This is a genomic window from Streptomyces oryzae, from assembly GCF_017676365.1.
GTDB lineage: Bacteria > Actinomycetota > Actinomycetes > Streptomycetales > Streptomycetaceae > Streptomyces > Streptomyces oryzae.
Map to the genome: position 1 here is coordinate 24,533 of NZ_JADKMA010000063.1, position 11,213 is coordinate 35,745.

The 11,213-nt window shown below is 69.2% G+C and carries 11 protein-coding genes and 1 riboswitch; of the genes, 1 reads left to right on the top strand and 10 read right to left on the bottom strand.

What is annotated here, in order from left to right; translation table 11 throughout:
- Positions 1–162: 162 nt before the first annotated feature.
- Positions 163–260, bottom strand: a riboswitch (glycine riboswitch).
- Positions 261–394: 134 nt separating this feature from the next.
- A complete protein-coding gene (locus ITI46_RS14655; protein ID WP_209239969.1) occupies positions 395–772 on the top strand; it encodes a PRC-barrel domain-containing protein in 378 nt (125 codons plus the stop codon).
- Here ITI46_RS14655 and ITI46_RS14660 read toward each other — a convergent pair.
- The 10 genes from ITI46_RS14660 to clsA form a co-directional block, all read right to left on the bottom strand.
- The gene (locus ITI46_RS14660; RefSeq protein WP_209239970.1) at positions 688–2,274 is read right to left on the bottom strand and encodes a DNA polymerase IV; all 1,587 of its coding nucleotides are present in this window, start codon (positions 2,272–2,274) and stop codon (positions 688–690) included. The genes ITI46_RS14655 and ITI46_RS14660 overlap by 85 nt on opposite strands.
- A gap of 90 nt (positions 2,275–2,364) precedes the next feature.
- Entirely contained in the window at positions 2,365–3,048 is a 684-nt protein-coding gene (locus tag ITI46_RS14665) for a MerR family transcriptional regulator (protein WP_209239971.1), read from the bottom strand.
- A 244-nt stretch (positions 3,049–3,292) separates the two neighbouring features.
- A complete protein-coding gene (locus ITI46_RS14670; protein WP_026004895.1) occupies positions 3,293–3,766 on the bottom strand; it encodes a bifunctional nuclease family protein in 474 nt (157 codons plus the stop codon).
- Between the two features lie 74 nt (positions 3,767–3,840).
- Positions 3,841–4,587 carry a transcriptional regulator FtsR gene (gene ftsR / locus ITI46_RS14675; protein ID WP_209239972.1) on the bottom strand — a complete coding sequence of 249 codons (747 nt, stop codon included), beginning with the start codon at positions 4,585–4,587 and terminating at the stop codon, positions 3,841–3,843.
- 20 nt (positions 4,588–4,607) lie between these two features.
- A complete protein-coding gene (locus ITI46_RS14680) occupies positions 4,608–5,444 on the bottom strand; it encodes an FHA domain-containing protein (protein WP_247745991.1) in 837 nt (278 codons plus the stop codon).
- A 123-nt stretch (positions 5,445–5,567) separates the two neighbouring features.
- Complete coding sequence (locus ITI46_RS14685; RefSeq protein WP_209239973.1) at positions 5,568–6,425, bottom strand: DUF881 domain-containing protein; 858 nt, start codon at positions 6,423–6,425, stop codon at positions 5,568–5,570.
- Between the two features lie 5 nt (positions 6,426–6,430).
- Entirely contained in the window at positions 6,431–6,763 is a 333-nt protein-coding gene (locus ITI46_RS14690) for a small basic family protein (RefSeq protein ID WP_019358093.1), read from the bottom strand.
- Positions 6,760–7,659, bottom strand: coding sequence for a DUF881 domain-containing protein (locus ITI46_RS14695; protein ID WP_209239974.1), 900 nt, complete (start codon positions 7,657–7,659; stop codon positions 6,760–6,762). Before ITI46_RS14695 ends, ITI46_RS14690 begins: the two co-directional genes overlap by 4 nt.
- 103 nt (positions 7,660–7,762) lie before the next feature.
- Positions 7,763–10,261 (bottom strand): mannose-1-phosphate guanyltransferase, encoded by a 2,499-nt coding sequence (locus ITI46_RS14700; protein WP_209239975.1) that lies wholly within the window; start codon positions 10,259–10,261, stop codon positions 7,763–7,765.
- A 113-nt stretch (positions 10,262–10,374) separates the two neighbouring features.
- A complete protein-coding gene (gene clsA, locus ITI46_RS14705; protein WP_209239976.1) occupies positions 10,375–10,986 on the bottom strand; it encodes a cardiolipin synthase ClsA in 612 nt (203 codons plus the stop codon).
- Between the last annotated feature and the right edge of the window lie 227 nt (positions 10,987–11,213).

The following is an 11,213-nucleotide window of genomic DNA, read 5'->3' on the forward strand; positions in this document are numbered from 1 at the left end:
GACCTGCGAGGGGCACCTTTCACGGGTGCCCGGACGGCCTCCCCCTCTGTCATCTCAACCTGAGAGTTTCACCGGCCGCCCAGGTGCGGGGCGCTCGGCTTACACCGTCGGTGAGGAGGGGCTTCGGCGCTGGTCCGGGCCCGCCCTGCTTTCCAGAGTGACCTCGTCCGCGCGGTACGTGAGCCTGAGAGATTCCGGGGAGGAGTTGCTCCTTCGGCGCCTCCGGAAGCTGCACCGGAGGACTCTCCCGCACGGGGTCGGCAGCCACCTTGAGCGTATCAGCGCCCCCTTGAGTGGTAACCCGGAGTGCGCTCAAGTAGCCATCCGTCGAAAAGTGCCGTTTCGTGGTGAATACGAGCGTGAACAGCACGTCGCTACCCGGTGGAGGAGACCCGTGCAGACCGACATAGATCCGCGGAGCCTGATCGGCCGCAAGGCGTTCGACAGCGAGGGAGTCAAGATCGGCACAGTCGACGAGGTCTACCTCGACGACGCCACGGGCGAACCGGAGTGGGCCGCGCTGCGCACCGGCCTCTTCAGCCGCGACGCCTTCGTCCCGCTGGAGCCCTCCAGCCTGGACGAGACCGGGCTGCGCGTCCCGTTCGAGCGTGCCCTGATCAGGGGAGCGCCCGACTTCGGCGTCGGCCGGCACCTCTCCCCGCAGCAGGAGCTCCAGCTCTACCGGCACTACGGGCTCGACGTCCCGGCCGACGGCGAGGCGCCCACGCCTGCGGACCGCGACTTCGGCCGGATCGCCGGCGCAGGGGACTGAGCCGCCAGCGCCCGGGCAACCTCCGCGTCCAGCATCCGCGGCTCGGCGGGCTCCAGGTCCGGGTCGTCCACGGAGAAGGTCCGCACCCGGCCCGGCGGCGTGTCCGGTTCCTCGAAGCGGACGGTGACCTTCCCGACGCCACTGCCCTGCACCCAGCCCATCCCGTACTCGGCATGGCACACGTCCCGCCCCGGGATCCAGCGCCGGTCGGCCGGCACGGCAGCGCCGGGCTCCTCGACGGCGGCGGCCCCCGCTTCCGCCGCTGCCCCGGCCGTCCGCAGCGGCCCCTCGGCGTCCGCCGGGCCGCCACCGGCCGAGCCCCCGCCCCCGCCGGTCGAGCCGCCACCGGCCTCCGCCCGGCTGGGCCCGGGTTCGGGGCGGCCGGCTCCGGCCGCCTCCTGCTCCTGGCTCAGCGCGGCCTGGGCCTGCGCGAACAGGTCTTCCTGCGTAAAGTCGGCCAGCCCGCTCACCCCCACTCCGAGCAGCCGCACCCCGGCTGTGGTGTCCACCCCGTCCAGCAGCCGCAGCGCCGCCTCCTTGACGACGCCCAGGTCGTCGGTGGGTCCGCGCAGGGTCTCGGAGCGGGTGAGGGTGGAGAAGTCGTAGCTGCGCACCTTGATCACCACGGTGCGCCCTGACCGGCCCGCCGCACGCAGCCGCGTCACACAGCGCTCGGCCAGCCGCTCCAGCTCCAGCCGCACCCGGGTGCGGTCGGTGAGGTCCACGTCGTAGGTGTCCTCGACGGAGACCGACTTGGCATCCCGCTCGGCCACCACCGGGCGGTCGTCGATGCCGTGGGCCATCGCGTGGACGGAGGTGCCGTGCGCCCTCCCGAGCAGTCGCAGCAGCTCGTCCTCGCCCGCCTCCACGATCTCCCCGACGGTGGTGATCCCCGCCCTGCGGAGCACCTCGGCGGTCGCGGGCCCCACCCCGGGCAACGTCCGCACGGACAGGGGCGCCAGCATCTCGCGCTCGGTGCCCACGGGGATGAGCATCAGGCCGTTCGGCTTTGCCTGCTCCGAGGCGATCTTCGCCAGCATCTTGGATCCCGCCAGCCCCACCGAACCAGTCAGTCCCGTCGCCGCTCTGATGTCACGGCGCAGCCGCTCACCGACCTCTCGTGCCCCCTCAGCGCCGCCCTGCGTCCCTCGCAGCGCTTCCCCGGCCTCCAGGTCCACGAAAGCCTCGTCGAGGCTCAGGGGCTCCACCAGCGGCGAGAGCTGATGCAGCAGCTCCATCACCACCTCGCTGACCGCGCGGTAGAGCCCGAAGCGCGCGCCCAGATACGCCGCGTTCGGCGCCAGCCGCCTGGCCTGCGCCGTCGGCATGGCCGAGTGGACCCCGAAGCGTCTCGCCTCATAGGAAGCGGTGGACACCACACCCCGGGGACCGAGACCGCCGACCACCACCGGCTTCCCGCGCAGGCTGGGCTTCGACGCCTGCTCCACAGCGGCGAAGAAGGCATCCATGTCCAGATGCAGGATGGTCGGCTGACTCCTCACATCTCCCGATGCTCCCGCATGCCACTGACAATTCGGCCGCAGCGCGTGGGCGAAGCCCGGAGGACCAGGGCCGCCGGAGCGGGGCCCGGGCTACCCCGCGCGGTTGCGGCGCCGCGCCAGCTCGTCCTCCGGGTGGTCCCTGACCAGCGTCTCGCCCGTGTCGACGCGCTCCCCGTGCAGCTGCGAGAGCGCGCCCTCGACGTCCTTCCAGACGACGCCGACAGCGATACCGAAGACGCCCTGCCCACCCTGCAGGAGATCCACCACTTCGTCGGGCGAGGAGCACTCGTACACCGTGGCCCCGTCGCTCATCAACGTCATACGCGCCAGATCCGTGCGCCCCCTGGAGCGCAGATGCCGGACGGCGGCGCGAATGTTCTGCAGCGAGACACCGGTGTCCAGCAGCCGTTTGACGATCTTGAGGACGACGATGTCCTGAAAGCTGTAGAGGCGCTGGGTGCCCGAGCCGTACGCGGGCCGGATGCTGGGCTCGACCAGTCCCGTGCGGGCCCAGTAGTCGAGCTGGCGGTAGGTGATCCCGGCCGCCGAGCAGGCGGTCGGTCCGCGGTAGCCGACCCGCTCGGCCGGGGTGTCGGCCGGCGGTCCCGAGGCGTCGCCCGGCAGCGGCCCTGCGGACGGGGTGCGCGACGGCCGGCCCGGGGGCGCTCCCCCAGCCACAGCTGGGGGCGCTCCGACCCGGCCGGGAGCCGGGTGCGGGCCGTCGGGTAGGGACGAGTCGCCAGCCGCCGTACCTTCGCCGCCGGTGCTTGTCACGCCGACCTCCGTCCTTCACATCCCGGGGTACCCCCGGAACCTGCCCACATGAAGGTAGGCAGTCACTCCGAGTGCGTCAACGATCGCCACACTCGGCACGGCGGGTGATAATCCCCCGGAGAGTGGTTTTGCGTGCCCCTTGCCGGGGAATGGCTGGCCGGATGGTCACCCCGGCGGGCAGTACTGCGCACCACTTCCCGGCCTCCGGCCCGAGGCGCCCGGTCCGGGGGCTGTCAGCGGAGCGTCACTGGCTGCTGGTTCCGAAGTCCTCCGGAGAGATCTGGTCGAGGAACTCGCGGAACTTCTCCACCTCGTCCTCCTGCTCGTCCGGAATCGCGATCCCCGCGTCGTCCAGCACACCGTCACTGCCGTAGATCGGCGTACCGGTGCGGAGGGCGAGCGCTATGGCGTCGGACGGACGGGCACTGACTTCCACGCCACTGGCGAAGACCAGCTCCGCGTAGAACACGCCTTCCCGCAGATCCACGATGCGGACTGCGGTCAGCTCCTGACCCACTGCTTCCAGGACGTCCTTGAACAGGTCATGGGTGAGTGGGCGTGCGGGGGTCATGCCCTGCTGGGCGAAGGCGATCGCGGTCGCCTCCCCGGGGCCGATCCAGATGGGGAGGTAGCGGTCGCCTCCCACTTCTCGCAGGAGCACGATCGGTTGGTTGGTGGGCATTTCCACCCGGACACCCACGACGTCGAGCTCATTCACACAGCAACCCTAGGCCGTGCCGCGCCTGTTTGGGTAGTCGGGCAGCCGTCCGGCACCGGCATCCGTGTGCTGATTCAGTCACCCCGCGTGCGGGCGGCCCGCGCCGCGGACTCCACAAAGGCCCCGTAGAGCCGCACGGAGAGGTCCACGAGTTCGTCCGCCGTGGCCTCGGCGCGTGTTCTGGTCCGCTGGTCCGGATGGTGCCGAAGGGGCGCGACAAGCTGCTGGACGAGATCCAGCTGGCGGTCGGCGGCGGCCTTCACTCCGCGTAGATGCCGCGCCGCCACGCCGTGTCGGCCGAGCTCCGCCACCAGCTGGGCCACGGTGACATCGGCCAGCCGGTAGGTGCCGTCCTCGGCGGCGCCGAGCAGCCCGTACTCCTCCCACTCGGCAAGGTCGGCCTCCTCGGCCCCGACCAGCCCCAGCAGTTCCTTGCGCCCGGTACGGACAGCGGGGGCCGCGGACCCGGCGTCCGGCCCCTCGGGGCCTCCGGGAGGGACCACCGGCGGAACGGAGCGGGGAGCGCCCTCGCCGAACGCCTCCAGGTGCTCCCTGATGACCTTCAGCGGCAGATAGTGATCCCGCTGCATCCGCAGCACATAGGCCAGCCGCTCGACGTCCTCGGCTGTGAACTTCCGGTACCCGGACGGGGAGCGGGCCGGCTCGACCAGTCCCTCCGCCTCCAGAAAGCGGATCTTGGAGATGGTGACCTCGGGAAACTCCGCACGGAGAGCTTCGAGTACGGCCCCGATACTCATCGGGGCGCTCTCCTTGCCCGCGGCGGTGCCCGCGCGGGCACCGCCGGACGGCGTCTGCAGCATGAGCCTCCCTGCCGGGGCTGTCAGTAGGTGCGCGGGCTCGCGAAGAAGACCAGCCGGTACTTCCCGATCTGCACCTCGTCACCGTTCCCGAGCGGTACTCCCGTCTCGATCCGCTCCCGGTTGACGTAGGTGCCGTTCAGGCTGCCGACGTCGGAGACGGTGAAGGCGCCCTCGGGCCCGCGCCGGAACTCGACGTGACGACGCGAGACGGTCACATCGTCCAGGAAGATGTCGCTCTCCGGGTGGCGACCTGCCGTGGTCAGGTCACCGTCGAGCAGGAACCGGCTGCCCGAGTTGGGCCCACGCCGCACGATCAGCAGTGCCGAGCCCATGGGCAGCGCGTCAACGGCGGCCTGCGCTTCGGGCGGCAGCACCGGCGAGGCATGCTGACCGGTCGTCTCGGAGTCGTACGCCTCCAACCCGGAGATGGAGATCGTGGACGTCGTCTCGGACGACCCTTCCGCAGGCGCGCCGCCTCGCAAGGGGGCACCGCAGTTGGAGCAGAACCGGCTCGCTTCCGCGACGCGGGCTCCACACCTGTTACACACCGGCAAGGCAGAACCTCCACCCGAATTTGAGGTTGGCGGTGCCTGGGAACCTATGCGTCCCTGAGTGCCAGGGTCAACAGAAACCGCGCCGTGACCACCCGAACTGTCCTGTCCGGGTCCGGCCACCTCGTCGCGGAACAGCGGACGCTCGGTGCTGCTCTCCGGCGCCCCTCCCGTCATCTCGGCGCCCTGGGGGGCACGGTGCCGTGCGGTACCCGTGTCGCCGCCCCGGCGGCCCTTGCCGAACAACTTCGCAAAAAAACTCACGGGCGATTCCCCTCGCACGAAACAGACCCGCCCGTGGGGCAGGACAGACCCTCGATGCTCTCACTTGTCACTCTTGACGCTGAGATAACGTCCGTGACCCGTAGACAGTTTCCATCACGCGGTGCCCAACTCGCCCGCCGACCCCCTGAAACTCCTATCACCATCTCAGCGCGATGACGACCGAGCGTAGTCAGGCCGCTTCGCCTGCCGCAAGGCGTCCACGGTGATCTTCCCCGAGCGGGTCACATCGACTGTGGCCTGCTTGTTCTTCAGAGTCTGCACAACACCACCGGGGATGTTCAGCGCCGGTTCCAGATCGGCGGGCTTGCCGATGACCTCGAAACGGTAAGGCTGCTCGATCTTATGCCCGTCGACGTCGACTCCGCCGCCGCTGTCGGTGAAATGCGTGTCGGCCACCACCCGCACCCCGTTGACCTCCATGGCCTCGGCGCCGGCTGCGCGCAGCTCCTGGACCGCGTCCAGCAGCGTGTCCGAATCCGTGGCCCCGGCCCGGTCCTTGATCGTCATATGGATTCCGGGTCCCTCGGCGGCCACCGTCCCGGCGAGCACACCGAGCTGGGCTTCCTTCTCCTTGGTCTGCTTACGGGCCTCCTCGGCCTGGTCCGAGGAGGTCTCCAGCTGAGTGCGCTGCCCGTCCAGCTTCCGCTTCTCGTCCTCCAGCCGCTTGGTGCGGTCGTCCAGCTCGTCCAGAATGCGGACCAGGTCCTCGCGCCGGGCGCCGCGCAGAGCGCTGTTCTCGCTGGTGGAGCGCACCTGGATGGCCAGCCCGAGGCCCAGGACGAAAAGCAGGAGCGCCACGATGAGTTGGGCGCGCGTCACCCTCGGCGGCCATACGGCCTTGGCGAGCCGTTGCCGGCCGGTCAGCTGGGGGCCGCTGTCGTCGCCCTTGTCGGCGCTCTTGTCGGCGCCCTGCGCACCGGCCGCCTCCGGAGGCTCAGAGGGCTCCTCCCGCTCGGGCGGAAGCGCACCATCCGGCTTGCTGTCGTTGCTGTCGTCACTCATCGGCCTCACGCCCTGAACACGTGCCGGCGGATGGCGGCCGCGTTGGAGAAGATCCGGATACCCAGGACGACAACCACACCGGTGGAGAGCTGGGCACCCACGCCGAGCTTGTCGCCGAGGAAGACGATCAGCGCGGCGACCACCACATTGGAGAGGAACGAGACGACGAAGACCTTGTCGTCGAAGATGCCGTCCAGCATGGCACGCAGGCCACCGAAGACCGCGTCCAGCGCGGCGACAACGGCGATGGGCAGATACGGTTCGACCGCCAGCGGCACCACGGGCCGGACGACAAGTCCGGCCACGACTCCCACGACGAGGCCCAGTACGGCGATCACGATGTGCTGCCCTTCCCTGTCCGCACAGGTTTCGCTGTTCTCAGAATCAGACTCGGCGCAGCAGGCAGCCGCACCTTGTCCTGGACGGAAATGCTGGTCCTGGCACCGTAGTCCTTGTGCAGGACGTAGAGGTACTGGCCGTCGACGCTGTCCTGAAAGGTCCGGGAGAACTGCTGTCCTGGACCGATCGCAAGCAGGGTGTACGGCGGGACCAGCGGCTTGTTGTCGACCAGGATCGCGTCCCCGGCCGCGCGGATGGCCGACCGTGACGTGAGCCGCTGGCCGTTGACCGAGACGGCTTCGGCGCCGGCCGCCCACAGCCCGTTGACGACCCGCTGGAGGTCGCGGTCGCGGATACGGCCGGTGTCGGAGAACCCGTCGGTCTTGCGGGGCCCGTCGCCGTCGCCGGACTCGGTGCCCTTCGCGTCGTCCACCACTAGCTTGAGGCCGGGGCCCTCGACGGCGGTGGCCCCGGAGAGCAGCGCTGTGGTCCTCCCCCGCTCGTCACCGTGCTTCTGCAGAGCCTTGCGCTGCTGACGCTCCACGGAGGCCCGCAACGTGTCCACGTCCTTCTGCAGCTTGTCCGCCCGGTGACCACCGGACTCGATCCGCTCGATGAGCTCCTGCTTCTCCTTGGCGACGCTCGGCGCGGAGATCTGCGCCTGCGCAGCCCCCACCGTGACCACCAGGGCCGCCAGCACCAGGCCGACCGCCAGCCCCAACTTGGCCCGCAGGGTGCGCGGCATCCTGGAGCGGCCCACCTCGCCCCGGCTGGCGGCGGCTTCCGCGTAGCCGTCGTCGAGGCTGTGCTCCATCACGTTCGTCAGCAGCGACATGGAAGCGTCGGGCCGCGGGGACCGCGACGAGGTGCTCCGAGTGGGGTGCTGCTGCGACATGCCGCACATCGTCGCACGTCGAGCCCCGTGCCGCCGAATGCCCCCACCCCGCTTCCGCACGGCGGGACTTGCCCTCGGCGGAGGGCGAGCCCCGCCGCCGCGCTCAGTGGCCCGCGCTGTCGACCACTGCCGCCCACTCGTCCAGCAGCGCCTGCGCGGACGTCTCGTCGGGACCCTCCGCCCACAGGTGCGTGACGGCCTCCGCCGGGTCGGGCAGCACCATCACCCAGCGGCCGTCGGACTCGACCACGCGCACCCCGTCCGTGGTGTCCACGGACCGGTCCCCGGCCGCCTCCACGACCGTACGCATCACAAGTCCCTTGACCGCCCACGGCGTTGCCAGATCGCGCCGGCTCACATGCGCCCGCGGGATACGCGCGTCGATTTGGCTGAGAGTCAACTGCGTACGCGCCACGAGGCCGATGAGCCGCACGAACGCGGCCGCGCCGTCGAAGACCGAGCTGAACTCCGGGACGATGAAACCGCCCCTGCCGTCACCGCCGAAGACGGTGCCGTCGTCGTCCCTGCAGACGCGGGTGAGGTCATCGGGGGAGGTCGTCGTCCACTCGACCTGCGTGCCGTGGTAGGCGGCCACCTGCTCGGCGATCCTGGTGGTGGTCACCGGCAGCGCCACCCGGCCGCTGCGCCGCTCGGCCGCGACCAAGTCGAGCATCACCAGCAGCGCCCGGTCGTCCTCCACGATCCTGCCGTGCTCGTCCACCAGCGAGATACGCTCTCCCACCGGGTCGAAGCGAACGCCGAACGCCGCGCGGGCCGACGCGACGATCTCCCCGAGCCGCACCAGTCCGGCCCGCCGGCTCTCCACCGACTCCGTCGGACGGGACTCGTCCAGGCCCGGGTTGATCGTCAGCGAATCCACGCCCAGCCGGCCCAGCAGGCTCGGCAGCACCAGCCCAGCACTGCCGTTGGACGCGTCCACGACGACCTTCAGGCCCGCTTCCGCGATCCCGGTGGTGTCCACGGCGCGCAGCAGCGAGCCCGTGTACGAGTCGTAGACGCTGGAGGGGAAGCTGAGGTCGCCGATCTCACCGGGGAACGCGCGGCGGTACTCCTGACGCGCATAGACGCGGTCGAGCTTGCGCTGCGCCGCCTGGGAGAGGTCGGCCCCCCGCTCGTCGAGGAAGATGATGTCCACGGAGTCCGGCACCCCGGGCGTCGTACGGATCATGATGCCGCCCGCGCTGCCCCGCGCCGTCTGCTGCCGGGCCACCGGCAGCGGCACGTTCTCCAGGTCCCGAACGTCGATGGCGCTGGCCTGGAGCGCGGAGATGATCGCCCGCTTGAGGGCACGCGCGCCTCGGGAGTGGTCCCGGGCCGTGCAGACGGTGGAGCCCTTCTTGAGCGTCGTCGCATACGCGCCGGCCAGCCGTACTGCCAGCTCCGGCGTGATCTCCACATTCAAGATCCCGGAGACACCGCGCGCACCGAACAATCGCGCCTGCCCACGCGACTCCCAGATCACGGACGTGTTGACGAACGCACCGGCCTCGATCGTCTTGAAGGGGTAGATACGGACGTTCCCCTGGACGATCGACTCTTCCCCGATCAGGCACTCGTCACCGACCACAGCACCGTCCTCGATCCGCGAGGCCCGCATGATGTCGGTGTTCTTGCCGATGACACAGCCCCGCAGATTGCTCTGCGGACCGATGTACACGTTGTCGTGCACAACAGCACGGTGCAGAAAGGCGCCGCTCTTGACGACCACGTTCGATCCGATGACGGAGTGCTCACGAATCTCCGCGCCCGCCTCGACCTTGGCGTAGTCGCCGATGTAGAGCGGACCGCGCAGAACCGCGTCCGGATGCACCTCGGCGCCCTCGGCGACCCAGACACCGGGCGAGATCTCGAAGCCATCCCGCTCCGCGTCGACCTTGCCCTCGAGCACATCCGCCTGGGCCTTCACATAGCTCTCGTGGGTGCCGACATCTTCCCAGTACCCCTCGGCGATGTAGCCGTAGATCGGCTTGCCTTCCTTCATGAGTTGCGGGAAGACGTCACCGGACCAGTCGACGGGCACATCGGGCTCGACGTAGTCGAAGACCTCCGGCTCCATCACGTAAATCCCGGTGTTCACCGTGTCCGAGAAGACCTGCCCCCAGGTCGGCTTCTCCAGGAACCTTTCGACCTTGCCGTCCTCGTCCACGATGGTGATACCGAATTCCAGCGGATTCGGCACCCGGGTCAGACAGACGGTGACCATCGCACCGCGCTCCCGATGGAACCGGATGAGGTCGGTGAGGTCGAAGTCGGTGAGCGCGTCGCCGGAGATGACGAGAAACGCGTCGTCCCGTAGGGCCTCTTCGGCGTTCTTGACGCTGCCGGCCGTCCCCAGCGGCTTCTCTTCGTTGGCGTACGTGAGCTCCATGCCGAGCTCCTCGCCGTCACCGAAGTAATTCTTGACCAGCGAGGCCAGGAATTGCACGGTCACGACGGTCTCGGTGAGCCCGTGACGCTTCAGCAGCTTCAGCACGTGCTCCATGATCGGCTTGTTCACCACCGGCAGGAGCGGCTTGGGCATGCTCGCGGTCATCGGCCGAAGGCGGGTACCTTCACCGCCGGCCATCACGACGGCCTTCATATCGGAAGCGTCCTCCTCGTACAGACGACGGTCATCCCGACCATGACCCCTCCAGGATGACCTACAAAGGCGTAATCAGGGCAGCCGGCCCCCGAAGCGAGGAAAGGCGGGTTTCAGTCGGTCGTATCGGTGTCCGCCCTGATCAGACGGCGAACCTGAACCACATAGAGGATCCCTGCCCACCAGTAGAGAGCCGTACCCCAACCTGCGAAGGCCCATCCGAAAATCGCTGCGAGTGACGAAACCCAGCCACTTCCGTCACTGAGCAGAAGCAGCGGGAAGGCATACATCAGGTTGAAGGTCGCAGCCTTGCCCAGGAAGTTGACCTGGGGCGGCGCATAGCCGTGGCGGTCCAGGATCCAGACCATGACCAGCAGCAGGAGTTCGCGGGCCAGCAGAGTGATGGTGAGCCAGAGCGGCAGAATCTCCCGCCAGGTCAGGCCCACGAGAGTGGAGAGGATGTACAACCGGTCCGCAGCAGGGTCGAGAATCCGGCCGAGACTGCTGATCTGATTCCACCGCCGGGCCAGTTTGCCGTCCAGGTAGTCGCTGACTCCGCTCGCGGCGAGCACGAAGAGCGCCCACAGATCACGGTTCGGGCCCCCGAACTCGGGCCAAAGAATCAGCCACAGGAACACCGGCACACCGACCAGGCGGGCCATGCTGAGGATGTTCGGGATGGTGAGGACCCGATCCGTCTGGACCCGCGTCTCCTGGACCTCCACCCGTGGGCCTCCTGAGTAACCGTGCCGACGCTACCCCCTGACCCTACCCGGCACCGCTCACCGAACCAGCACGGGGTCGCCGGTAGGCGGAGAAAAGGGGCGCGGATGGGCACCGAAAACACGAGAAAGAAACACAAAAAGGGCCTTGTTGGCGTCTGCCAACAAGGCCCTCACATTTTAAAGTTTGTTCGGCGGTGTCCTACTCTCCCACACACTCCCGCATGCAG

Excerpts from the sequence above, each read along its gene's own strand:
- ftsR (WP_209239972.1), bottom strand. The coding sequence starts at position 4,587 with ATGCTGCAGACGCCGTCCGGCGGTGCCCGCGCGGGCACCGCCGCGGGC.
- ITI46_RS14685 (WP_209239973.1), bottom strand. The coding sequence starts at position 6,425 with ATGAGTGACGACAGCAACGACAGCAAGCCGGATGGTGCGCTTCCGCCC.
- ITI46_RS14695 (WP_209239974.1), bottom strand. The coding sequence starts at position 7,659 with ATGTCGCAGCAGCACCCCACTCGGAGCACCTCGTCGCGGTCCCCGCGG.
- ITI46_RS14700 (WP_209239975.1), bottom strand. The coding sequence starts at position 10,261 with ATGAAGGCCGTCGTGATGGCCGGCGGTGAAGGTACCCGCCTTCGGCCG.